The sequence below is a fragment of the Phaeobacter sp. PT47_59 genome, from assembly GCF_028890025.1.
Taxonomy (GTDB): domain Bacteria; phylum Pseudomonadota; class Alphaproteobacteria; order Rhodobacterales; family Rhodobacteraceae; genus Phycobacter.
In genome coordinates this window covers 43,233-65,264 of record NZ_JARCJL010000022.1, presented here as the reverse complement: position 1 = coordinate 65,264, position 22,032 = coordinate 43,233, and the positions used below count along the sequence as shown (strand labels likewise).

21 protein-coding genes are annotated in these 22,032 nt (G+C 62.0%); 7 read left to right on the top strand and 14 right to left on the bottom strand.

Going from position 1 to position 22,032, the window contains the following annotated elements; all coding sequences use genetic code 11:
- The first annotated feature begins 21 nt into the window (after window positions 1–21).
- A complete protein-coding gene (locus PXK01_RS17160; protein WP_274847113.1) occupies window positions 22–897 on the top strand; it encodes a LysR family transcriptional regulator in 876 nt (291 codons plus the stop codon).
- Between the two features lie 135 nt (window positions 898–1,032).
- On the opposite strand, the gene adh is transcribed toward PXK01_RS17160, so the two are convergent.
- The 8 genes from adh to PXK01_RS17120 all read right to left on the bottom strand — a co-directional run bounded on the left by adh (window position 1,033) and on the right by PXK01_RS17120 (window position 9,792).
- Window positions 1,033–2,556 (bottom strand): aldehyde dehydrogenase, encoded by a 1,524-nt coding sequence (gene adh, locus PXK01_RS17155; protein ID WP_274861047.1) that lies wholly within the window; start codon window positions 2,554–2,556, stop codon window positions 1,033–1,035.
- Window positions 2,557–2,684: 128 nt separating this feature from the next.
- Entirely contained in the window at window positions 2,685–3,644 is a 960-nt protein-coding gene (locus PXK01_RS17150) for a helix-turn-helix domain-containing protein (RefSeq protein ID WP_274847111.1), read from the bottom strand.
- A gap of 293 nt (window positions 3,645–3,937) precedes the next feature.
- Window positions 3,938–5,161, bottom strand: a complete 1,224-nt coding sequence (gene nqrF / locus PXK01_RS17145; RefSeq protein ID WP_274847110.1) for an NADH:ubiquinone reductase (Na(+)-transporting) subunit F — start codon at window positions 5,159–5,161, stop codon at window positions 3,938–3,940.
- A 12-nt stretch (window positions 5,162–5,173) separates the two neighbouring features.
- The gene (gene nqrE, locus PXK01_RS17140) at window positions 5,174–5,782 is read right to left on the bottom strand and encodes an NADH:ubiquinone reductase (Na(+)-transporting) subunit E (protein WP_274847109.1); all 609 of its coding nucleotides are present in this window, start codon (window positions 5,780–5,782) and stop codon (window positions 5,174–5,176) included.
- A complete protein-coding gene (locus tag PXK01_RS17135) occupies window positions 5,782–6,435 on the bottom strand; it encodes an NADH:ubiquinone reductase (Na(+)-transporting) subunit D (protein ID WP_274847108.1) in 654 nt (217 codons plus the stop codon). The genes nqrE and PXK01_RS17135 overlap by 1 nt, the downstream gene beginning before the upstream one ends.
- Window positions 6,435–7,253 carry a Na(+)-translocating NADH-quinone reductase subunit C gene (locus PXK01_RS17130; protein WP_274861046.1) on the bottom strand — a complete coding sequence of 273 codons (819 nt, stop codon included), beginning with the start codon at window positions 7,251–7,253 and terminating at the stop codon, window positions 6,435–6,437. The genes PXK01_RS17135 and PXK01_RS17130 overlap by 1 nt, the downstream gene beginning before the upstream one ends.
- A complete protein-coding gene (locus PXK01_RS17125; RefSeq protein ID WP_274861045.1) occupies window positions 7,246–8,445 on the bottom strand; it encodes an NADH:ubiquinone reductase (Na(+)-transporting) subunit B in 1,200 nt (399 codons plus the stop codon). Before PXK01_RS17125 ends, PXK01_RS17130 begins: the two co-directional genes overlap by 8 nt.
- Before the next feature lie 3 nt (window positions 8,446–8,448).
- The gene (locus PXK01_RS17120; RefSeq protein WP_274861044.1) at window positions 8,449–9,792 is read right to left on the bottom strand and encodes a Na(+)-translocating NADH-quinone reductase subunit A; all 1,344 of its coding nucleotides are present in this window, start codon (window positions 9,790–9,792) and stop codon (window positions 8,449–8,451) included.
- 292 nt (window positions 9,793–10,084) lie between these two features.
- Here PXK01_RS17120 and PXK01_RS17115 point away from each other — a divergent pair, with 292 nt between their 5' ends.
- Both PXK01_RS17115 and nqrM read left to right on the top strand, forming a co-directional pair.
- Entirely contained in the window at window positions 10,085–11,008 is a 924-nt protein-coding gene (locus PXK01_RS17115) for an FAD:protein FMN transferase (RefSeq protein ID WP_342456203.1), read from the top strand.
- Between the two features lie 21 nt (window positions 11,009–11,029).
- Window positions 11,030–11,275 (top strand): (Na+)-NQR maturation NqrM, encoded by a 246-nt coding sequence (gene nqrM / locus PXK01_RS17110; RefSeq protein ID WP_274847103.1) that lies wholly within the window; start codon window positions 11,030–11,032, stop codon window positions 11,273–11,275.
- Here the strand turns inward: nqrM and PXK01_RS17105 are convergent.
- The gene (locus PXK01_RS17105; protein WP_274847102.1) at window positions 11,272–11,457 is read right to left on the bottom strand and encodes a hypothetical protein; all 186 of its coding nucleotides are present in this window, start codon (window positions 11,455–11,457) and stop codon (window positions 11,272–11,274) included. The two genes, nqrM and PXK01_RS17105, sit on opposite strands and share 4 nt — an antisense overlap.
- A gap of 79 nt (window positions 11,458–11,536) precedes the next feature.
- On the opposite strand from PXK01_RS17105, the gene PXK01_RS17100 reads away from it, so the two are divergent.
- Entirely contained in the window at window positions 11,537–12,058 is a 522-nt protein-coding gene (locus tag PXK01_RS17100; protein WP_274861043.1) for a CBS domain-containing protein, read from the top strand.
- A gap of 352 nt (window positions 12,059–12,410) precedes the next feature.
- Entirely contained in the window at window positions 12,411–13,298 is an 888-nt protein-coding gene (locus tag PXK01_RS17095; protein WP_274861041.1) for a hypothetical protein, read from the top strand.
- 49 nt (window positions 13,299–13,347) lie between these two features.
- Here the strand turns inward: PXK01_RS17095 and PXK01_RS17090 are convergent, their stop codons facing one another.
- Genes PXK01_RS17090 through PXK01_RS17080 form a run of 3 tightly spaced genes read right to left on the bottom strand, consistent with a single transcriptional unit; the run spans window position 13,348 to window position 17,136 of the window.
- Window positions 13,348–14,322 carry a hypothetical protein gene (locus tag PXK01_RS17090; protein WP_274861039.1) on the bottom strand — a complete coding sequence of 325 codons (975 nt, stop codon included), beginning with the start codon at window positions 14,320–14,322 and terminating at the stop codon, window positions 13,348–13,350.
- Window positions 14,319–16,067 (bottom strand): hypothetical protein, encoded by a 1,749-nt coding sequence (locus PXK01_RS17085; RefSeq protein ID WP_274861038.1) that lies wholly within the window; start codon window positions 16,065–16,067, stop codon window positions 14,319–14,321. The genes PXK01_RS17090 and PXK01_RS17085 overlap by 4 nt, the downstream gene beginning before the upstream one ends.
- A 25-nt stretch (window positions 16,068–16,092) precedes the next feature.
- Complete coding sequence (locus PXK01_RS17080) at window positions 16,093–17,136, bottom strand: NAD-dependent epimerase/dehydratase family protein (protein ID WP_274861037.1); 1,044 nt, start codon at window positions 17,134–17,136, stop codon at window positions 16,093–16,095.
- A 159-nt stretch (window positions 17,137–17,295) separates the two neighbouring features.
- Here PXK01_RS17080 and PXK01_RS17075 point away from each other — a divergent pair, with 159 nt between their 5' ends.
- The gene (locus tag PXK01_RS17075) at window positions 17,296–18,774 is read left to right on the top strand and encodes a UbiA family prenyltransferase (RefSeq protein WP_274861035.1); all 1,479 of its coding nucleotides are present in this window, start codon (window positions 17,296–17,298) and stop codon (window positions 18,772–18,774) included.
- Here PXK01_RS17075 and PXK01_RS17070 read toward each other — a convergent pair.
- Window positions 18,757–19,224, bottom strand: coding sequence for a GtrA family protein (locus tag PXK01_RS17070; RefSeq protein WP_274861034.1), 468 nt, complete (start codon window positions 19,222–19,224; stop codon window positions 18,757–18,759). The two genes, PXK01_RS17075 and PXK01_RS17070, sit on opposite strands and share 18 nt — an antisense overlap.
- 145 nt (window positions 19,225–19,369) lie before the next feature.
- On the opposite strand from PXK01_RS17070, the gene PXK01_RS17065 reads away from it, so the two are divergent.
- Window positions 19,370–20,596 (top strand): MFS transporter, encoded by a 1,227-nt coding sequence (locus PXK01_RS17065; protein WP_274861033.1) that lies wholly within the window; start codon window positions 19,370–19,372, stop codon window positions 20,594–20,596.
- Between the two features lie 26 nt (window positions 20,597–20,622).
- On the opposite strand, the gene PXK01_RS17060 is transcribed toward PXK01_RS17065, so the two are convergent.
- Window positions 20,623–22,032, bottom strand: coding sequence for a sensor histidine kinase (locus tag PXK01_RS17060; protein WP_274861032.1), 1,410 nt, complete (start codon window positions 22,030–22,032; stop codon window positions 20,623–20,625).

The following is a 22,032-nucleotide window of genomic DNA, read 5'->3' as shown; positions in this document are numbered from 1 at the left end:
CCCCGGAACGAAGGAGCCACCATGCCTGCCAGTCACCATCAGTTCGTTGCCTTCGCCTATGTGGTCCGCGAGGGGAGTTTCTCGGCCGCAGCCCTAAGGCTTGGGGTGACGCAGTCGGCGGTGACACAGCATGTGGCAAAGCTGGAAAAACAGGTCGGATCGCAATTGCTGCTGCGCAGCCGCGACGGCCTCGCCCTGACCCGCACAGGCCAGGATTTCTACGACCTTGCCGACCGGCTGGTGGCGCTGGACACCGAAATCAACGAGCGGCTTGAGGGGTTCGAGGCCATGGCGCGTGGTCACATCAAGATCATCGCCAACGCGCCGATGCCTGCGCTGAGGGCGATCAGCCTGTTCCGGCAGAGCTACCCGGATGTAGAGATCGAATTCGCGCTCTATTCCTGGACCACGGCAACGCGGCTGCTGCGGGAAAGGCGGGCGGATGTCGGGGTGATCACGGATCCGCCAAAGGCAGACGATTGGGATCGGGTGTCGGTGCAAAAGGCCTGCTATGTTGCCTATGTCCTGCCGTCCTCGCCGCTTGCCAATCGGGAGGTTCTGCATTTCAGGGATCTGGCGCAGGAAACCATCATCCTGCCGGAAAGCGGTTCGCTGACCGAGCGTGTCGTGCGCGAGGCTCTGGTCAGGCACGGGGTACAGTTTCAACGCAGCATCAAGATGACCACCTTCCCGCTGATGTGCGAGGCCGTGTTGCAGGGTGCAGGCATCGCCATCTTTCTTGGCAACAGCGGGTTGATTTCCCGCGGCCTGGTTGAAGTGCCAATTGCGGAACTCTCCGAGGCGCATGAAACGGCGGTCGTCGCACCCAAGGACCGGGCGCGTCTGCGGCTGGTCAGGGCCTTCATCGACATCGCGTCCTATTCGGACTTTAGATAGCCACCGGGATCAGAATGGGCAGCGCCTCGCGGTTCTGCACTCTGCCAGGCTGGCGGCAGCCAGAGCCGTGTTTTCGGCCATCGCTGACACGGGGACGAGATCGACAGGGGCCTGTTGGCCCCTGCCAAGGCCCGCTTAGAAGAAGCCAAGCTTGTTGGGATTGTAGCTGACCAGGATATTCTTGGTCTGCTGGTAGTGGTCCAGCATCATCTTGTGTGTCTCGCGCCCGATGCCCGACTGTTTGTAGCCGCCAAAAGCCGCATGGGCGGGATAGGCATGATAGTTGTTCACCCAGACGCGGCCCGCTTCAATCGCGCGACCGAAGCGATAACAGGTATTGGCGTCGCGCGACCAGACACCCGCACCCAGCCCATACATCGTGTCATTGGCGATCTGCAGGGCCTCTTCTTCGTCCTTGAAGGTGGTCACCGAAACGACGGGTCCGAAGATCTCTTCCTGGAACACCCGCATCTTGTTGTGGCCTTTCAGGATGGTGGGCTGGATGTAGTTTCCTCCGGCCAGCTCACCGTCGAACTGCGCGGCCGCTCCACCGGCCAGAACTTCGGCCCCTTCTTCGACGCCAATGCGGAGGTAGGACAGGATCTTTTCCTGTTGTTCCACGCTGGCCTGCGCCCCAACCATCGTGTCAGGATTGCGCGGGTCGCCATGTTTGATGGCTTTGACGCGCTCAATGCAGCGGGCGATGAAGTCCTCGTAGATGTCCTCCTGGATCAGCGCTCGTGACGGGCAGGTGCAGACCTCGCCCTGGTTGAAGGCAAACAGAACAAAGCCCTCGACCGCCTTGTCCAGAAAGGCATCATCCTTTGCCATCACGTCCGAGAAGAAGATATTCGGGCTTTTGCCCCCCAGCTCCAGGGTGACGGGGATCAGGTTGGTCGTGGCCGCCTGCATGATCTTGCGCCCCGTCTCGGTGGAGCCGGTGAAGGCGATCTTGGCGATCCGCGATGATTGAGCCAAAGCCGCACCGACTTCCCCGCCATAGCCGTTGACGATGTTCAGGACACCGGCAGGCAGGTATTCGGCCATGATTTCAGCAAGGATCATGATCGCCGCCGGGGTTTGTTCCGCCGGTTTCAGCACGATGCAATTGCCCGCCGCCAGGGCAGGGGCCAGTTTCCAGGCGGCCATGAGGATCGAGAAGTTCCAGGGGATAATCTGACCGACCACACCCAAGGGTTCATGGAAATGATAGGCGACGGTATCGGCGTCGATCTCGCTCATATTGCCTTCCTGACCGCGCAGCACACCTGCGAAATAGCGGAAGTGGTCGGCAGACAGCGGGATATCGGCCGCCAGGGTCTCTCGGATCGGCTTCCCGTTGTCCCAGGTTTCCGCCTGTGCCAACCGCTCGAGGTTGGCCTCGATCGCATCGGCGATCTTCAGCAGGATGTTGGAGCGTTCGGCGGCCGATGTCCGGCCCCAGCTGTCCTTGGCCGCATGGGCCGCATCAAGCGCCAGTTCGACATCGGCCTGGTCTGAGCGCGCGCATTCGGTGATCGCTTCACCGGTGATCGGGGTGACATTGGTGAAGTACCGGCCGTTCACTGGCGGCGTGAATGCTCCGCCGATAAAGTTGTCATAGCGGGGCTTGAAGGGCGAGACATAGGTGCCTGCCTCGGTATGGGTCATGTCATTCATTGTGTTTCTCCTCCATGTGTCCGGACCTCCTCCGGAACTGCGATGGAAGATGCGCGGGCCACCCCGTGCTGTCTGCAGGTCGACAGATTGAACAGCGAGAGTCTGTCTCAGCGCTGAGACACCTTGGATCAGCCTTGATCCAATCCCAGCCGCTTCATGCGGCGATAGAGCGTGGCGCGGCCAATCCCGAGGTGCCGCGCGGCCTCGGAGACATTGCCACCGCTGCGGGTCAGGGCCCGGATGACCGCCGCCCGCTCCGCCTTTTCAAAGCCGGTCGGCCCATCCCGGCGCCCCAGCACGTCATTTGCGGGGCGTGGCGCAAGATCGCCCACCGGGGCGAAACGGAAGACCCGGCGTGCTTCGCGGGTGGCTCCGATGATCAGATCGTGCTCGTCGATGGCCAAAAGGGTGGAGGCCTCTGCATTGTCGCTTTCCGCGACCACGATACGCGCCTTGTCAAAGGCGGCGCGGAAATTCGCCTCCTCGATGGCGCGGGCCGTCTGGGCAACCTGGGCACCGATCAGGCGGTTGAAAGCTTCGGTATGATCCGCCCGTGCCGACGACACATCCAACGCCGCCATGATCCGCCCGTCGGCACCGTAGATAGGCGCATCGATACAGCTCATTGCGGTGTTGCGGGCAAAGAAATGCTCATCCCGGTGAATAATGACCCGTCTCTGCTCGGCCAGACAGGTGCCGATCCCGTTGGTGCCTTCATTCTGTTCGCTCCAGTCGGCGCCGATGCTGAGGCCCCATTCCTGAAAGACAGCAGTGTCGGCTTCGGAAATCCGCTGATCCAGAACCACCCCATCGTCGTCGGTCAGCAGCACGGCGCATCCGGACTGACCGATGAGGGAAAACAGGCAATCCATCCGAGGGGCGGCAACGGTCATGAACTTCTCGAAAGCATCCAGCCGTTCGCGCAGGTGCGTGCCTTCCACCCGTTTCGGGCTGCGATGCTCCCCTGGGTCGAGCCCGTGCTTTTCCGCCGAACGCCGCCAGCTTGCCGCGAGCCGCGACCGGGCAGCCGCAGAGGGAGAGTTCGCAACTTCCAGAACTTTTTCGATATGTGCGACAGATGGGGTCATAGCTAGCGGCAGAGAGTTTCGACAAGGCTAGGCGAAGACAAGGGCCAAGGCAAACGCTGCAGGATGCGTCTGTCTCAGAGCTGAGACAGTTGGTAGGTCTTTTTGCAATCGCTTCGGGCCATGGGCGGTCGTGTCCACTGTGCCAGGCAGGCAAAAAGGGCTGCCGTCAAGCAGGAGGGCAGGTGTTCCGGGGTCTTGAAAGGAAATCAGGCGTATCCCCAGGGACGGCAGGGGGCCGTTACCGGGAATACGCCTGATCCATAGGCTGACCGGCTGCCGTTGCAGCAGATGCGTTAGCCGCCGAAATCGTCCAGCATGATGTCTTCGCGATCCACGCCCAGGTCGAGCAGCATATTGATCACCGAAGAGTTCATGATGGGCGGGCCGCACATATAGAATTCGCAGTCTTCCGGCGCCGGGTGGTTCTTCAGGTATTCGTCATAAAGAACATTGTGGATGAAGCCGGTGTAGCCGCCCCAATCATCCTCGGGCAGCGCATCCGACAGCGCCACATGCCAGGTGAAGTTCGGGAATTCCTTGGCCAGCTCGTCGAAGTCCTCGACGAAGAACATCTCTTTCTTCGACCGCGCACCGTACCAGAAGGTGATCTTGCGATCCTTGTTCTTCAGCCGTTTGAGCTGGTCGAAGATATGGCTGCGCATCGGAGCCATGCCGGCGCCGCCGCCGATGAACACCATTTCCTTGTCGGTTTCGCGGGCGAAGAATTCGCCGAACGGGCCGGAGATGGTCACCTTGTCCCCTGGTTTCAGGTTGAAGATGAAGGAGGACATCTGGCCCGGAGGAATGTCCGTCGACCCCGGAGGCGGCGAGGCCACACGGACGTTGAGCATGATCATGCCCTTTTCATCCGGGTAGTTGGCCATCGAATAGGCGCGCTCGATGGGTTCGGTCACCGTGGATTCATACTGCCACAGGTTAAACTTGTCCCAGTCTTCGCGGTATTCTTCCTCGATGTCGAAATCGGTGTATTTCAACTGATGCGCGGGGGCTTCGATCTGGATGTAGCCACCGGCGCGGAAGTTCACGTCCTCGCCTTCGGGCAGGTCCAGGACCAGGGCCTTGATGAAGGTGGCGACGTTTTCGTTGGAACGCACGGTGCATTCCCATTTCTTGACGCCGAAGACCTCTTCCGGGACCTCGACCTCCATGTCCTGCTTGACCGCCACCTGGCAGGACAGGCGGTCGCCACAGGCGGCCTCACGTTTGGTGATGTGGCTTTCCTCGGTCGGCAGGATCGATCCGCCACCGGAATGGATGCGCACACGGCACTGCGCACAGGTGCCGCCTCCACCACAGGCCGAGGGGACAAAGAGCTTCTGCTCGGCCAGTGTCTGCAGCAGTTTGCCGCCCGCAGGCACGGAAATGGTCTTCTCACCGTTGATGGTGATATTGACGTTGCCGCTGGACACCAGCCGCGAGCGGGCGGCCAGGATAACCACCACAAGGGCGAGCACGATCAGGGTGAAGAGGATGATGCCAAGGCCAAAGGTTGCCATTGCGTTGATCCTTTACAGTTTCACGCCAGAGAAGGACATGAAGGCCATCGCCATCAATCCTGCGGTGATAAAGGTGATCCCCAGGCCCTGCAGGCCATCGGGAATGTCGGAATACTTCAGCTTTTCACGCACACCGGCCATGGCGGTAATCGCCAGCGCCCAGCCGAAACCGGAGGAGACGCCATAGGTCAGCGATTCCGAGAAATCGTAGCCGCGTTCGACCATGAACAGCGAACCGCCAAGGATGGCGCAGTTCACCGTGATCAGCGGCAGGAACACGCCCAGGGCGTTGTAAAGCGGCGGGAAGTACTTATCGAGCACCATCTCGAGGATCTGCACCAGGGCCGCGATCACGCCGATATAGGAGATCAGGCCAAGGAAGGTGAGATCGATCTCGGGAAACCCGGCCCAGGCCAGCGCGCCGGGGGCCAGCAGGTAGGTCAGGATCAGGTTGTTGGCGGGCACGGTGATGGATTGGACGATCATCACCGAGATGCCCAGACCAATGGCGGTCGAGATCTTCTTGGAAACGGCGATGAAGGTACACATGCCGAGAAAGAACGACAGGGCAAGGTTTTCAACAAAGATCGCCTTGACTGCGAGGGAGATGAGATCTTCCATCAGTGTGCCTCAACCGACTGGATTTTATATTCGCGGGCTTCGACCTGTTCGGATTTCCATGTGCGGAACGCCCAGATGATCAGGCCGATGATGAAGAAGGCCGAAGGCGGCAGCAGCAGCAGGCCATTGGGCACATACCAGCCGCCGTTATTGACCGTTTCCAGGATGGTGATGCCGAACAGGCTGCCGGAGCCGAACAGCTCGCGGATGACGCCGACCAGCATCAGGATCAGCCCATAGCCCAGCCCGTTGCCGATGCCATCGATGAAACTGTCGATCGGCGGGTTCTTCATGGCAAAGGCCTCGGCCCGGCCCATCACGATACAGTTGGTGATGATCAGTCCGACAAAAACAGAGAGTGTCTTGGAAATCTCAAAGGCGAAGGCCTTCAGCATCTGGTCCACCAGGATCACCAGCGAGGCGATGATGACCATTTGCACGATGATCCGGATCGAGCCGGGGATCTGGTTGCGGATCATCGAGATGAACATCGACGAAAACGCCGTCACCAGCGTCACCGCGATCGCCATCACAAAGGCCACCTGCAGCGACGAGGTCACCGCCAGGGCCGAGCAGATGCCCAGCACCTGCAGGGTGATCGGGTTGTTGTCGACCAGCGGGTCGATCAGCATGTCTCTGCGTTTATGTGCCATTACAGGTTCCCCGCCTTGAGGTTCTCGAGGAACGGCTTGTAGCCGCTCTCGCCCATCCAGAAATTCACCAGGTTATGGACACCGCCGGTGGTCAGCGTTGCCCCGGCCAGCGCATCGATGTGGTATTCGGCCCCGGCCGCAGGTGCTGTCTTGCTGACGCTGATCTGCAATGCGCCGCTGTCATCGGCCAGTTTCTTGCCCTTCCACAGCGCCTTCCAGCGGGGATTGTCCACCTCGGCGCCCAGGCCCGGTGTTTCCGCGTGTTCGTAGAACTGCAGGCCGAAGATGTCGTTGCCGTTCTCTTCCAGCGCGATAAAGCCGTACAGCGTCGACCACAGGCCATAGCCGTGCAGCGGCAGGATCACCTTGTCGATGGCGCCTGCCTCGTCGCGCAGCAGGTAGACGGTGACAAACCGCGCCTGGCGGCCAATGCCGGCCGGGTCGTCGCTCAGCGCAACCGAGGTTGCCGGATCGTCGGCAGCAGCGCGATCGTCAAAGCTGGCAGGATCGAAGGCGTCGGTGAAGGCACCGCTTTCCAGTTCCAGAACCTGTGCCTCGAAGGCGCCGAAGGCCTCGACCACATCCTGGTTCGGATCATAGATGCCCGCCACCTGCAGGATGTTGATCTGCTTGTCCTTCAGCGCGTTGACGGCCTGCATCGGGCGCAGCGCCACCGCAGCGGCGGAGACCACGATCGAGGCCACCAGGCAAACCGATACCGCAACGAAGATCGTCTTGGGCACCGAGTCCGTCGGCAGCGCCAGGAAGCGGCGGATGAAGCCTTGCGGCGGGGTCGGAGTGTTGTTTTCCTCAGCCATGACGTTTGGCCCTACGTTTGATGTTGGCCTGGACGACGAAGTAGTCGATCAGCGGCGCAAAGACGTTTCCGAACAAGATCGCGAGCATCATGCCTTCGGGGAAGGCCGGGTTGATCACCCGGATCATCACCACCATGAAGCCGATCAGCGCGCCGTAGATATAGCGCCCTACATTCGTATGCGCGCCCGAGACGGGCTCGGTCACCATGAAGACAAGCCCGAAGGCATAGCCACCCAGCACAAGGTGCCAGTACCAGGGCATTGCGAACATCGGGTTACTGTCGGAGCCGATCCAGTTCAGCAGCAGCGAGAAGCCGATCATGCCGACAAGGCAGCCCACCACCATGCGATAGTTGGCGATCTTGGTTGCCAGCAGGAAGACCAGGCCGATCAGGCAGGCCAGGGTCGAGGTCTCGCCAAAGGATCCGGGGATGAAGCCATAGAAGCTGTCCCACCAGCTCATGCCGTTGGCGGCAAGGGCCTGGAAGCCTTGCGAAGCCGATACCGCCAGCGCGGTGGCGCCGGTAAAGCCGTCCACAGGCACCCAGACACTGTCGCCCGACAGCTGTGCGGGGTAGGCGAAATAGAGGAACGCGCGCCCGGTCAGGGCCGGATTGAGAAAGTTCTTGCCGGTGCCGCCAAAGACTTCCTTGCCGATCACCACGCCGAAGATGATGCCAAGCGCCACCTGCCACAGCGGTGTCGTGGCGGGCACGATCAGCGCATATAGCATCGAGGAGACTAGGAAGCCTTCGTTGACCTCGTGCTTGCGCACGGTGGCAAAGATCACCTCGAAGATGCCGCCCGCAACCAGGGTCACGATGTAGATCGGCAGGAAATACAGCAACCCATGCGCCATATTGGCCAGCGGGTTGGCGGCATTGAAGCCGATGCCCAGCATGTCGATGATGGCGGCGCGCCAGCCCGAGGCACCAAATTCGGCAATCGCCAGGTTGGTCTGGTAGCCGGTGTTATAAAGCCCCATCAGGATACAGGGGATCGTGGCGATCACCACATAGGTCATGATCCGCTTCATATCCACGTAGGACCGTGCATGCGGCGCGACCGTGGTCACCGTCTTGGGGGTGTAAAGGAAGCTCTCCACCATCTCGTAGATGGGGAAGTACTTTTCGTACTTGCCGCCCTTCTCAAAGTGCGGCTCGATCCGATCGAAGAAATTACGCAGGCCCACTGTTTACCCCTCTTTCTCGATCTTGGTCAGGCAGTCGCGCAAGGCCAGCCCGTATTCATACTTGGCCGGACAGGCGAAGCCGACCAGGCCAAGATCCTCTTCGTCCAACTCCAGCGCACCCAGCAGCTGGGCCTGATCGGTATCCATCACCAGCAGCGCGCGCAGCAGCTGCGTAGGGAGGAAATCCTGCGGCATCAGGGCTTCGAAGGTGCCGATCGGCACCATGGCCCGGCGCCCGCCGTTGAGGTTGCTCGTCAGCGGGAACTTGCGCCGTGCCAGGGCCGAGCCCAGCACCGGCTGAACCGCGTATTTGGTAAACATCGGGCGGATCCAGCCCATCGGGATCTGCTTGCGGTCTTCCTCGATCAGGGTGATCTGGCGCGCATAGCGACCGAGATAGCCGCTTTCGCCTTCACCGGCGCGCCCGCTCAGCACGGAGCCCGAGATCATCCGCACCGGCAGATCGGTCGGCAGATCATTCTGGGCAACATCGGCCATCGACGCACCTGCAATGGTGCGCACCATGCGCGGATCCGCGCAGACCGGACCGGCCAGCGAAATGATGCAGGAGGCGTCGAGTTTTCCGGTCAGAAGCAGGCGACCGATCACGATCACGTCCTGATAGCCGATGGTCCAGACCGGTGTGTCGGCCTTGAGGGGCTGAAGGAAATGGATATGGGTGCCAGCGAGGCCGGCGGGATGGGGCCCGGAGAAGGCAGCCGCCTCGACACCGGGCAGGTCGGCGCCCGGAATGTCAGCGCCGTCGCCCTGGCAGAGATAGGTCTTGCCCTGCGAGAGCGAGGCCACAGCAGCCAGACCAGCGGTAAAGGCCTCGGCGTCTTCGGCGATGATCAGGGCCGGATCGGCCGCCAGTGGCTCGGTATCCATCGCGGTGACAAAAATCGCCGCAGGCCGGGTGGCAGGATCGGGCACCTTTGAATAGGGGCGGGTGCGGAAGGAGGTCCACAGCCCGGCAGCACAGAGCCGCTCGGCCAGGCCTTCGGGGGTTGTGGCATCGCCCACCGCCGAAAAATCTACGGGCGCGGCGGCGCTGTCATCGACGTCGATCTCGATGCTGACCAGCTTGCGGCGGGCGCCACGGTTGATGGCCTTGACCCGTCCGGCGACGGGCGAGACGATCTGCACCTGCGGCAAGTTCTTGTCGATCAGCACTGGAGTACCGGCCCCCACCACATCGCCTTCAGCAACCAGGACGCGCGGTTTCAGGCCGATATAGTCGTCGCCCAGAATGCCACAGGTCTGCGAGTTCGGAGCAACTTCGATTTCTGATCTTGGTGCGCCCGAGATGGGGACATCCAAACCTTTTCTTAGCGGGAAACGCTGCAACGTTCTTCACCTCTGCCGAAAATTTCTTGGCTTATGCGACAAGCAGGCCTTGGGTGAAAGTGGAAATATGGCTCCTGGGAAACTTTATCTTTCGCGGCCTTTTATCTGTTGAACTGCCCAGCAAACTCGTTGAAAAGCTGTCCCGATAAACCGCCTTGGCCGCCTCGACCCAAAAGGGAGTGTCTCCTTGTCTGATCTGACCGCGTTGTCCCGCCGTTCTTTCATCCTGATGTCGATGGCGCTTGCCGCCTGTAAGCCTGGTGAAAACATTATAAAAATCACAGGCTTGACGATGGGGACTACATATAATGTGGTGGCTGTCGACGCGACCAACTCGGTCAGCGAAGCAGAGGCGAAACAGCAGATCGAATCGGCCCTGGCGCTGGTGAATCGGCAGATGTCGAACTGGGACGCCACGTCTGAGATTTCCCGCTTCAATGCAAATACCGGCACCGAGGCGGTTTCGGTCTCGGCTGATCTGGCCAAGGTGATGCAGGCCGCCGAATCGGTTCACATCGCAAGTGAAGGCCGTTTCGACACTACCATGGGGCCGCTGATCGAGCTCTGGGGCTTTGGCGCCAACACGGGGGCGGGCATGCCGGGCGATGCAGAAATCGCTGAGGCCAAGGCGCGTTCCGGCCATGCGGCAACGCTGAATGTGGGCGCATCGAGCCTGCAGAAGAAACAGTCCGATACGCAGGTGTACCTGTCGGCCATCGGCAAGGGTTTTGGGGCAGATGCGGTTGGCCGTGCGCTCGAATCCCTCGGCCTGAGCAACTACATGGTTGAAATCGGCGGCGATCTTTATGCCTCGGGTAAGAACGCGGACGGCCTGCCCTGGCAGATCGGCATCGAAAAGCCCGCGGCCCTGTCGGGTGGCGTGCTGGACCTGATCGGTGTGTCCGGTCTTGGTGTTGCTTCGTCGGGCGACTACCGCAACTACTTCGAAAAGGACGGGCAGCGCTATTCGCACCTGATCGACCCCGCCACGGGACGCCCGATCACCCACAAGACCGCCTCGGCGACGGTGCTGGCGGAGAATGCCATGCTGGCGGATGCCTGGGCCACGGCCCTGTTGATCCTGGGACGTGAACGGGGTCTTGAGATTGCCGAGCAGCACGATCTGGCGGTCCTCTTCGTGGAGCGGGACGAAGATGCCTCCGACCTGCGGTTCAAGACGGCCGCAAGCGGTCGCTTCACTGCGCTGACAAGCTAAGTTCTGACGGAGCAAGCCGCCATGACCACGTTCCTCTTCACGTTTGGATTGTTGCTGCTGATCATGCTGGGCATGGCCCTTGGCGTGATCCTGATGAACAAGACGATCAAGGGAAGCTGTGGCGGCTTGAATGCGATCAGCGGTGCCGACAAATGCCTTGTCTGCAGCAAGGATATCGACCCCGACAGCCCGCTGCGCGACCGGCTGCAATGTCCGCGCAAGCGTCAGATCATGGAACAGGCGCAGCGCATGGAAAAAAGCGCCTAACCTCCCGTCGACAGCGGAACAAATCCAAGAACCAGCAGCCCGGCTGCGGCCAACAGGCCGAAAAGCCACAGCTGCCAGCGCGGCCCTTCCATTTTCCAAACCCGCCGATATTGGTAGCCGGACAGGCAGGCCAGCACGAAGATCACCGTGGCGATCAGCGGGGACAGGGTAATCAGGGGCACTGCGATCTCCACTTTACTAGACGCTGCGTTATGCTGCAGGCTGTCATGAATGACAACCGCAGCTTAAAGGAGCCGCCCCATGCCCACCTCCTATCAGGCACCGATGCGCAAGGATAAGGACAAGAAAGGCGGTCATAGCCAGACGCCCTCTTCCAACCTGCAGCCTGCGATGGCGACCGTGGCCGATATCCTGAACGGGAAGGGCAACGAGGTGTTCTCGATCAGCCCTGACGAGACATTGCATCGAGCGGTGGAGCTGTTGCGGGACAAGCGTATCGGCGCCTTGCTGGCCACCGACGAAACGGGGGCATTGTGCGGGGTGCTGTCCGAGCGCGATATCGTTCGCAAGCTGGCCGATGCGCCGGGCCGCACCCTGCCGCAGCTGGTTCGGGACGTGATGACCCGGAAGGTCGAAACCTGCAGCCCGGCGGATCCGCTCCTGTCGGTGCTCAAGCGTATGACGGCGGGCCGGTTCCGCCACATGCCGGTGACAGAAGACGGCAAGCTGACGGGCATGATCACGATTGGCGATGTCGTAAACTTCCGGCTGACCCAGCTGGAGCATGAAGCCCTGCAAATGAAGCAATTGATCGTCGGCTGACGACTGATCGGGATGGTGCTGCCTGCGCCATCCCGGTGATGCTTGAAGCGGGTGCCGCCACTCCAGGACATGCCTCCCTCTGGGGCTGGACTCTTTTGTCGCATCCCATTGTCTGAGCTCTGATCCCCCTCATATCGTGAAGGGTCGTCTTTGGTGCTGTCCCCTCCGGGGCCGCCAAGCTGCGGGACGCTGTCGTCTGGTCTCAGGGCCAAGAAGCGGGTTCCTGCCGAGCCGTTCGGCTTGGCTTGCTGCAATAAGCGATCTTGTGAAAGATGATCACAATGAGACTCAGCAAGGCCGAGTACCTCAGAGGCAGTTTGAGTCAGAATAACAAGTAACAAGGGCAGAACACATGATTGGTCGGAAAGTCCTGCGTTCGGCGCTGGCATTCGCTGTAACCGCTACCGTTTCCACGTCACTCCCCCAGGCCGGTCGGGCCGCTGCCGTGCAATGCCCGGCGCCGCTTACCCAAGGGGTGCCCAAACGGCAGGGCAGGGCGCCGCGTGGCAGTGAGGTGATGCAGGCCCTGCAGGGCCTCCAGGGCAGGCAGCGCGACGATCTGGTGATGGAGCAGGTGCTGTCAGGAAACCTGCCGCCTTTCCTGCGCAAGCTGGTGCCGGTCGATATTGCCGGGGTGCTTGCCAATGGAGAGCGGATGTTGGTGACCATCTGCGTCATGCCGGAATACCTTGCGGTTGGCGACAACCGGGATTTCGTGCGGGTGCCGATGGGCCTGGCTTCGGCGGCGCGGATCGCCAGCGAGTTGGGTTTCCTTTTGCCGACGCCAAAGATGGTTGATGCGATCTACAACCGCGCGCAGATCCGGCTTGCGCCGCGCCCGATGAAGCCGACAGCACAGATGGAGTCGACCGACTATCTGATGCGGCACGATCAGATCATCGATGCGCAACGCGCCCAAAGCCCGTCGGTCCTGGCCGCGCTGACATCGGGCCAGAAGAAGGACATTGTGCTGACCAATCGGTTGCGCAGCAAACCGGGGCGCGTGGCCATCTATGGCTGGCATCGGCAGAACGGACGCCCGATCCAGCCGCTCAGCACGGTTCACGGGGCGGAATATGCCGATTACAGCCATGGCGTTCGCCTGGTGAGCCAGACCGCCTTTGTGAATGGGCGGCCGACCAGCCTGGCGGAGATCATGGCGGATCGTGAGCTGGCGGGCATTGTCAGCTCTGAAGGGCCGATCGCCGATGCGACAGGCCTGCTGGCCACCCAGTTCTGATCTCGGCCCTGATCCCGCGATCCGATCAGGGATCAGAGCGGGGTCAGGATCACTCCAGCGACTTGCAGCAGCGGAATCCCAGGTGGTAATTCTCATGGCTGCTGGCGCTCATCACCCTTGATCCATGCCAATAGGGCGCGCGCCAGCGGCACCAATCCGGGTGGGCGCGGTATTTGTCCCAGATGAACCAGCTGCCTTTCATTTCGGTGACACCCAATGAGGTGCTGCCGGTGCTGGCCATCTCGCGGGGGGTCATCGGCAGGTTCATATGTTCGGCCGCGTTGCCGTGCTGATCGTAGACGCCAAGGGCGCTGACACAGCCCGGAAAGGCGCCGGTGGGATAGGTGTTTGACCCGCAGCTGTTGAAGCCACCGCCCCCGCAAGAGGCGCTTTTGGTGCTGTTGGCAGCGCAGATGCCGCTTTGATAGGTCGCACCATAGGCCCAGTTCTTGGCACCGCTGTATTTGGCATTATGGGCGCTGCGCATCGCTGCGACCGATCCACGGCCAAAGAAGTAATCCGGCGGCTCCAGCGCGCCGGCACAGGCGCCTTCCCATTCATGGGCGTCGCAGATCCGCTTGCCGACGGCGGCGCAGATCTGTGCCGCCTCGCGGGCGCGGGTCCAGACGACCGGATAGGTGCAGGGGATGTTGGGGAATTCGAAGATATCGATGCAGGCCTTGGCATCAGAGGGTTTTTCCACCCTCGGATCATAAAGCGGCGCCATGTATTCATCGCCGCATATCCGCTTGTTCTGCGCATTTCTGTAGCGCGCAATGCCACCGATTTTCGCTTTGCACTGGTCCGGTGTCATCGGGTGGCGCGTGATCGCGGGATTGCCCTGTCCGATCACCCGTGATCCGGCGAAAATGGTTTTCAGCCGGGACATCTCGGCGGCGCTGAGGCCATGAACGGATTGGATCTGCCGGAACAGCGCGTCATTGGCCTGCTGCAGGGCGGACTGCGCCAAGGCAGGAAGGGCGCCAAGCCAGGCGAGGCACAGCGACAGGAGAACAGCTTTCATCGGGTGCGCTCCTTTCGGGTGAGGTAAAACAGGTCGCGATTGTCGGCAAAACCGATGAAGCGGGGGATGATGGTCCCGTTGCGGGCCTTCTTTTCGATCAAGGACATGCCCGGCAGCAGATGCTCAACATGGACCTCACCGCCTTGGGACACGTATAGCGCCATGTAGGTGTGCTCCAGCGCGTTCATGTCCAAGAGCATCGCGTAGCTGCAGCCATAGGCCTGAAAGGTCCGCGCCATGGCCGAGGGCGTCGCGGTAGAGAAATACCCATAGAGCAGGTAATCCTTCCCCCGGTCCGATACCATGCAGGCCCCGGCGCGCAGGGTGCGCAGCTCGGCCTTGGCAGAGCCCGACCAATTGCCCGGGCCCCACTTGGTAACCCGATCCCCCGGTATCACCTGGCCGGTCTTGGGGTCGGTCTCCACCAGCGGCACGCCGTTTTGCCGGGCAAACCGGATACGGGGCAGCAGGGCATTGTCCTCTTCCGTCCAGGTCTTCATGCCGATGCTGCCATCGGTCAGCCCGTAGAGCGTCGAAAGACCCGGTTGCAGCTTGCTCAGGATCACGCCCTTTTCGATGAAGCCGTAGTGATGGCCGAGGTTGGCCGTCGCCATGTCTCCGAACTTGAAGGCGCCGTGTTGGCGTTTGAACCCGGCGGTAAAGGTCGCCACCGCATTGCTGGCGATGACCGGGTTCACCATGCCGAGCGTCACCAGCGGTTTGGCGCTCTCGATCCCATCGGGACCGGGCAATCCCCGGGGCCGGACCGATGCCGGAGGACGAGAGGACCAGCCAAGCGCGGGATGATCCGTGCCAACCGCATAGCCGATGTCAAACAGGCTCATGTCAAAGGCGGTCATATAGCCGGTGGCCTTGGCCTCGACACTGTCCAGCCGGTTGGCTCCGGGGCTTTTCAGGATCTCGTCGCTGATCGCCCTGGGTTCAAAGGCGCTGGCAAAGACCCCCTCCAGACCGGCGATGGGATACCATCTGCCAATGGTCATACGTCCCGGAGTGGTCCCGGCAATGCCCAGCGTCAGCAGGGTCGAGATGACGCGCTGATCCGTTGGGGCAACCTTGCCCTTCATCGGCGGTGGCCCGTTCCGGGCACCATCGGCGCCGCCGTTACCGACCGTTTCGCTGGTTTCAAGCTCTGCATCGCGGAAGAAGGTGTCCCGGACAAAGCGCACGATGGTTTCGCCGCCCCAGACGTTGTCGCGCAGGAAATCGGTTGTGGCTTCGATATTGGTTCGCGCACCGGTTACCCGGTTGCGCAAGTAGAGCTTGCCATCACACAGCGGCGCATAGGCCAGTTTGCTCTGTCGTGCCGCGGTCAGGGCCGCGCTTTCGTCGGCCCAGGGCGCGCAGCGTTCAGATCCTTTGGCGGTGGTGATCTCAAGCGCGGGCAGGGGGCCATCGTCGAACCGCAGGGCCTGCGTCGCGGGATCCGGATTTTCCAGGTGATAGGAGGTCGCTTTGCTTTCCGGGGCGTCCCGTAGCTCCAGCACATACCAGGCGCCCACGGCCGGATTGGTGGAGATCCAGGTCAGATGGCGGCCGGTCTCCGGTTCCACTGCGGTTTGCGTGGTTCGGAACAATTGCAGGTCCAGAACGGATTTGGCGCGAACCGCATCATAGGCCTCGCGCTGTGCAGCCAGTGTTTCCGGCGTCTGGGCAGAGGCCAGGCCAGCGGCCAGCACCAGGCCAAGACCGCCTCCGAACAACAGGGGGGGTGATTGAGCCATGATCCTGATCTCTCCCTCGTTTGTGTCACATGACGGCGCGCACCAGCGCCAGCGCGCCTTTCTTCCAAGGCACGCGGTGCGTCACCCCTGCCTGCGCGGAAATGGACGGCAGGTTCGCCAGATACCATTCGTAATTGCGGATCAGCGCCTCTTCGTTGGAATGGGCAGGTGCATAGCCAAGCCGCTCAGTCAGGCGGTCGATACTGACAAAACTGTCCTTCGAGGCGGTTTCGTAGATCCACTTGTAAAGCGGCGACAAATGCAGCGCCTCCAGCAGACGGAGCGTCCAGATCGCCGGGGCGGCGGGCAGGCCGATGATGCGCTTGCCATGTCCGGCGCGATCCAGGACGGCCTGAAAGCTCTGGCGCAGTGATCCGAACTCTGCAGCCCCGACATTGAATGTATCATTCACCAGATCGGGCGGCTTGGTCGCGCAGAGGTAGACCGCCTGATTGAGGTCTTCGACATCCAGCAGTTGATAAAGATTGTCGCCGGATCCCAGAACCGGAAAATTGTGACCGGTATTGGCAAAGTCATAAAGCAGTTCAAATGCGCCCAGCCGCTCGGGCCCGACAAAGCTTTTGGGGCGCAGCACGGGCAGCAACAGCCCCTTGTCGCGGAACTCGGCGCAAAGATGTTCGGCCAGCACCTTGGACTCCCCATAGGGCCCGACGCCGACCATCGGGTCGCTTTCCACCAAGGGGTGGTGATCCGGGATCCCGTAGACCGCCGTGCTGGAGATATGGATGAACCGGTCGATACCGCGATCCAGCGCCGCCTGCAGCATCAGGCGGGTGCCATCGACATTGGTGGACATGATTTCCGCATGTTCCGCCAAGGGCAGCGCCGCGGCGCAATGGACCACGATATCAACGTCCTCAAATGCAGCGTCATGCAAGGAGAGGTCGCGAATATCGCCCTGTAGCACCGATATCCGGTCCGCCTCAGGATAGCTGAAGGGGGCGATATCATAGCTGCGCACCGCATGGCCTTTGTCCAGCAGGTACCGCACCAGGTTGATGCCCATGAAACCGGCTCCACCGGTTACTAGAAAACGTTTTTTGTCCATTTCTCACGTGCGCCTGTGTTCGTGAGCCCCTGTGTCCGTGCCGTTTTGAAACCTCGGGCCCAAGGGCAGGATGCGGCACCCATCGCAAACCTCCCATGATCTGGGTCAACGTGAGCCCTGTTCGGTTCTCGTTACACTGGATCCCATGCGATCCATGCCATGACCGGCCCGTTGGGCTTTCCCTTGCAGGCGATGAAACCGACCATGACCAACCGCTCTGACGATTTGCACGATGCCAATGTGCCTTTGGTTCTTGATGTCGATGGAACCCTGCTGCGAACCGATCTTCTCTATGAAACCTTCTGGGCCGCACTGGGCAGTGATGTGGTGGCGACCCTGCGCGGGGTCGTCAGCAACTGGCGGCGCCCGGAGCGATTGAAGCAGGCCCTGATCGAAATCGACAGGCCAGCCATTGAGTTGCTTCCGGTGCGGGAGCCCGTTCTGGAGATGGCGCGCGCGGCTGTGCAGGCCGGGCGCCCGGTGCATCTTGTCTCAGGTTCCAATCAGGCCTTGATCGACGCTCTGGCAGAGGTGTTGGAGCTGCCGGGCGACCACTACGGTTCGGACCGTGACCGCAATCTGACCGATGCGACCAAGGCGGCGTTCCTGGTCGAGCAATTCCAATCGGGCGGCTACGATTATGTCGGCAATGCGCGGGCCGATCTGAAATCCTGGGGTGAGGCAAGAAAGATCATTGCGGTGGAACCGGACAGGGGGCTGCTGCAACAGATTAAGGCGCTGGGCAAGCCGGTGGAGATCCTCCCGGACGGCTGGGGCGCTTCGGAGGTGGTGCGGGAACTCAGACCGCACCAATGGGTGAAAAACCTGCTGCTTTTCGTGCCGCTTCTGATCAGCCAGACCTTTTCGGCAGGGGCCTTCCTTGCGGTGTTACTGGCGACGGCGGCGTTCAGCCTGGGGGCCTCGTCGATCTATGTTCTAAATGACCTCCTGGATCTTGAAGCGGACCGGCGCCACCCAGAAAAACGCTTTCGCCCGATTGCAGCAGGACGCCTGCCGATTTCAGCGGCGATGCGAATAAGCCTGCTGCTGATCCTGCTGGCCCTGAGCCTGGGCTATTTGGTCGATCCCTCCGTCGCCCTGCTGACGCTGACCTATATGGCGGGCAGCCTGTCCTATTCGCTGTGGCTGAAAAAGCGGCGTTGGCTGGATCTGCTTGCATTGACGGGGCTGTTTCTGTTGCGGCTCCTGACGGGGGCGGTGGCTGCCGGGGTCATCGTGACCCCGCATTTGCTGGCGCTGGGCTTTGTGGTCTTTTTCACCCTGGCCTGCGTCAAGCGGCTGACCGCGCTGAGCCGAATGCCCACACGGGCTCATCTGCCCGGGCGCGGTTATGCGCCTGGCGATCTGATCCCTTTGGAGCGAGCGGCCTATACCGGGGTCGGCCTGTCCGGTGCGGCCTTTCTTGTCTATGTTATGGATGCAAATGCGGCAGGCCTCTATTCGGCGCCGCTGGTTGCTGCCATGGCAGTGATACCGGCTGTGCTGTGGCTGTTTCGCATGGTGCGCCTCAGCATCGCCGGGCGCGAGGACTATGATCCGGTCCGCTTCCTGCTGCACGACCGCGCCGGATTGGCTCTGGTGGCGGCGGGGGCGGGGTTGCTATTGCTGGCGGCCTAGCTTGGCCTCATCCGCGGCACCCGCCGTGTGAAACACGAAGCGGTAATCCAAGTTGTACTTGATCACATAGCCTGCCGTCAGCCCCAGGAGCGCGCCAAGCTCGCGCAGGGTCTGGGTCTGCCCGATCAACCAGAAAAGCGTCTCGCTGCCCCAGAACAGCGCGGTCGTGCCGATGCCTGTCAGCGTGTACAGGCTGAAAGTGCGTGTTTCACTGCGCAGGCCGCGATGTTCATCGAAAAAGATCCAGCGCTTATCAAGCCGGTATTTCACCACCAGCCCGACCAGGGTTCCCGCCATCAAAGCGGCAAAGAACCCGCCATCGGTTGCCGCCAGAACGATCCGCTGCATGGCGAGATTGGCAAAGGTCGCGATCACCGCAAACCCCGCGTATCTGATGATCAGCTGTTGAAGTGACAAACGCAAATGGGCGGCCTCCGATATCCGGATCATAGGCTGATCCCCGTGGCACAGGGAAGCCGTGGAATGACCTTGCCCGGGACCCTGCTTGTGGCCGATCACAGGGCGTGATGCGACAAGGCGATGACAAGCCAATTCAATTGCCGGTATCCTGCGGGCTGTTGGAAGGAGCCGTTTGATGAAGATCATGCCCGTTGCCTTGATGTCCGGCGCCATGCTGAACGTCGATTTCCGGCGGCTGCTCGGGGCGCAGATCCTGTCGGTCCTGGGGGCGGGTCTTACGACCATTGCCCTGGCGCTGTTGGCCTTTGACCTAGCCGGGGAGGCCGCAGGCGCTGTGCTGGGCACCGCGCTGGCGATCAAGATGGTGGCCTATGTGGGCTTGGCCCCGGTTGCGGCGGCGCTTTCGGCGCGGCTGCCGCGCAAACCCTTCCTGATCACGCTGGATCTGTTGCGGGCCGCATTGGTCCTGCTGTTACCCTTTGTCACCCAGGTCTGGCAGATCTATGTCCTGGTCTTCAGCTTTCAGGCGCTGTCCGCAGCCTTCACCCCCAGTTTTCAGGCGGTGATCCCCGACATCCTGACCAATGAGTCAGACTATACCGAGGCCTTGTCCTATTCCCGGCTGACCTACGATCTGGAGGCGCTCTTGTCGCCGATGCTGGCCGGGCTGGTGTTGATGGTGGCCTCCTTTCATATGCTGTTCCTGGGCACGGCGCTTGGTTTCCTGGGATCGGCGTTGCTGGTGCGCCGGGCGGTTTTTCCCGACCGATCGGCAGGGACCACTCAGCGGCCCTTTGGCGACAGGGTGACGCGCGGGCTCAGGATCTATCTGGCCACGCCGCGGTTGCGGGGGCTGTTGGCGCTCTATCTGGCGGTGGCAACGGGGACGGCCATGGTGATCGTCAACACGGTCGTGCATGTCAAATCGGACCTGGGCCATGGCGATGACATGGTGGCCTTGTTCTATGGGGCCAGTGGCGTGGGGTCGATGATGGTGGCAATCCTGTTGCCCCGCCTGCTGGCGGAGCGACCGGTGCGACCGGTGGTGATGGCGGGCGGAGCGATCCTGACGGCGGGCATGGCCTGTGCCGGGGTGTTTGCGCCCGGGATGCTGGGGGGGCTGCTGCTGTGGCTGCTGCTTGGGGCCGGGGCGTCGTTGATACAGACCCCATCGGGGCTGTTGATCATGCGCTCCTGCGCAGAGGAAGACCGACCCGCCCTGTTTGCCGCCCAGTTCGCCCTCTCCCATGCCACCTGGCTGCTGGCCTATCCGCTGGCCGGACGGCTGGGGCAGTGGCTGGGGGTGTCGGGCACCTTTCTGGTCATGGCGGCCATTGCCGGAGCGGGCACCCTGTTGGCGCATCGGCTGTGGCCGGTGAAGACGGGCAAGACGCGGGCCTGAGACCCTTCAGCGCCCTGCGCCAGAGGTCAAAGCCCGCGTGCGATCCGCAGACTGGCCTTCAATCCCGCGCCGCTGTTCTCAAGCTGCAGCTCGCCGCCGTGCAGCTCGGCAATTTCCTGGGCGATGGCCAAACCCAGGCCGACACCGCCGCCACCGCTGTGTCCGCGTGCGAAGGGGCGCAGCATGGCGTCGATCCGCTCTGGCGGAATGCCCGGCCCATCGTCTTCGATGACCACCTCCAGCGCGTCAGATCCCAGGCTGCCGATTGTGACCGTGACGCGGCTGCCATGGGCCAGGCCATTGTCGATCAGGTTGCTCAGGGCGCGGCGCAGCTTGTCCGGTTGCCCGCGCATCAGGCTTTGTCCGATCGGGCCGATATCGATCGCCGCGCTATGGCCGAACAGGGTGGGCACGCCCGGCAGGTGCAGCGGGCTTCGCCCGAGGAATGCCACGTCACGCCCGGTGTCGCGATAGTCGTCCACCAGGCTTTCCACCAGGCTCGACAGGGCGAACTGATGGCTCTGCTCGCTTTGGTGGCGGATGCTGAGCAGGTCCAGCGCCCCATCGATGATGCGGGAGATCTCATCCAGGTCGGCGTTGAACTTGCCATGCAGGTCTTCGTCGGTCAGCAATGCGCTGCGCAGCCGCAGCCGGGTCACGGGGGTGCGCAGGTCATGGGAAATGGCGGCCAGGCCTTGCGCCTTTTCGGCCTGCTCTGCCGCAAAACGCTCTTTCAACTGGTCGATCCGGTCGCGCACCTGCACCGCCTCGAGCGAGGCCAGCGGCGGCAGCGGGGTTGGCCCACGTCGCGCCAATTGCCGAAAGGGCGCTGCCAGGTTCAGCGCAAGCGGAACGATGGCGGCGATGGCGATCAGAAAGGCGGCCAGACCGATCAGCGCCACCTTGGTTTCCTCCAACCGGCTGCGCCACAGGTCCGGGGCGGAGATCGACAACACCCTGCCATCGGTCTGGAAAATCGCCAGGCTGGCGCCGCTGTCCTGCCGGGTCAAGGCGCGCGACAGGTCCCCCAGCCGCCGTTCAGGCGATTGCGGCAGGACAGCGGCGCGCAGGGCATCGGGCCGTTTGGGCGGGGCATCGAACACGGCGGCAGCGCGCAGGCGTTGACCGTCCAGGATCAGGATCAGCGGCACCGTATGGGCGGCTTCGGCGGCAAAGTCACCGGGTGTTTGCTGCCATGCATAGGGGGCGAGGCGTCCGGATGTCGTGTCCTTCGCGCTGCGGATGATCTGCAACAGCGCCGGGCCCGAGGTCTCGGCAATAAGCAGCGCCGCGCGGCGGTCGAAGATCCGATGCAGGGTCCAGCCCGAGACCAGGGTGCCCGCCACAAAGGACAGGGCAACCAGCAGCGGCAGGCGCTGCGCCAGAGAGCCCGGCAACTGGCGCAGGGCGTGGAGCAGGAGGGCGTTCAAACCCAT

Bases quoted from the DNA above. Each gene is read 5' to 3' on its own strand.
- PXK01_RS17160 (WP_274847113.1), top strand. From the start codon at position 22: ATGCCTGCCAGTCACCATCAGTTCGTTGCCTTCGCCTATGTGGTCCGC.
- adh (WP_274861047.1), bottom strand. From the start codon at position 2,556: ATGAATGACATGACCCATACCGAGGCAGGCACCTATGTCTCGCCCTTC.
- PXK01_RS17150 (WP_274847111.1), bottom strand. From the start codon at position 3,644: ATGACCCCATCTGTCGCACATATCGAAAAAGTTCTGGAAGTTGCGAAC.
- nqrF (WP_274847110.1), bottom strand. From the start codon at position 5,161: ATGGCAACCTTTGGCCTTGGCATCATCCTCTTCACCCTGATCGTGCTC.
- nqrE (WP_274847109.1), bottom strand. From the start codon at position 5,782: ATGGAAGATCTCATCTCCCTCGCAGTCAAGGCGATCTTTGTTGAAAAC.
- PXK01_RS17135 (WP_274847108.1), bottom strand. From the start codon at position 6,435: ATGGCACATAAACGCAGAGACATGCTGATCGACCCGCTGGTCGACAAC.
- PXK01_RS17130 (WP_274861046.1), bottom strand. From the start codon at position 7,253: ATGGCTGAGGAAAACAACACTCCGACCCCGCCGCAAGGCTTCATCCGC.
- PXK01_RS17115 (WP_342456203.1), top strand. From the start codon at position 10,085: ATGGGGACTACATATAATGTGGTGGCTGTCGACGCGACCAACTCGGTC.
- nqrM (WP_274847103.1), top strand. From the start codon at position 11,030: ATGACCACGTTCCTCTTCACGTTTGGATTGTTGCTGCTGATCATGCTG.
- PXK01_RS17100 (WP_274861043.1), top strand. From the start codon at position 11,537: ATGCCCACCTCCTATCAGGCACCGATGCGCAAGGATAAGGACAAGAAA.
- PXK01_RS17095 (WP_274861041.1), top strand. From the start codon at position 12,411: ATGATTGGTCGGAAAGTCCTGCGTTCGGCGCTGGCATTCGCTGTAACC.
- PXK01_RS17090 (WP_274861039.1), bottom strand. From the start codon at position 14,322: ATGAAAGCTGTTCTCCTGTCGCTGTGCCTCGCCTGGCTTGGCGCCCTT.
- PXK01_RS17085 (WP_274861038.1), bottom strand. From the start codon at position 16,067: ATGGCTCAATCACCCCCCCTGTTGTTCGGAGGCGGTCTTGGCCTGGTG.
- PXK01_RS17080 (WP_274861037.1), bottom strand. From the start codon at position 17,136: ATGGACAAAAAACGTTTTCTAGTAACCGGTGGAGCCGGTTTCATGGGC.
- PXK01_RS17075 (WP_274861035.1), top strand. From the start codon at position 17,296: ATGACCGGCCCGTTGGGCTTTCCCTTGCAGGCGATGAAACCGACCATG.
- PXK01_RS17070 (WP_274861034.1), bottom strand. From the start codon at position 19,224: ATGATCCGGATATCGGAGGCCGCCCATTTGCGTTTGTCACTTCAACAG.
- PXK01_RS17065 (WP_274861033.1), top strand. From the start codon at position 19,370: ATGAAGATCATGCCCGTTGCCTTGATGTCCGGCGCCATGCTGAACGTC.
- PXK01_RS17060 (WP_274861032.1), bottom strand. From the start codon at position 22,032: ATGGGTTTGAACGCCCTCCTGCTCCACGCCCTGCGCCAGTTGCCGGGC.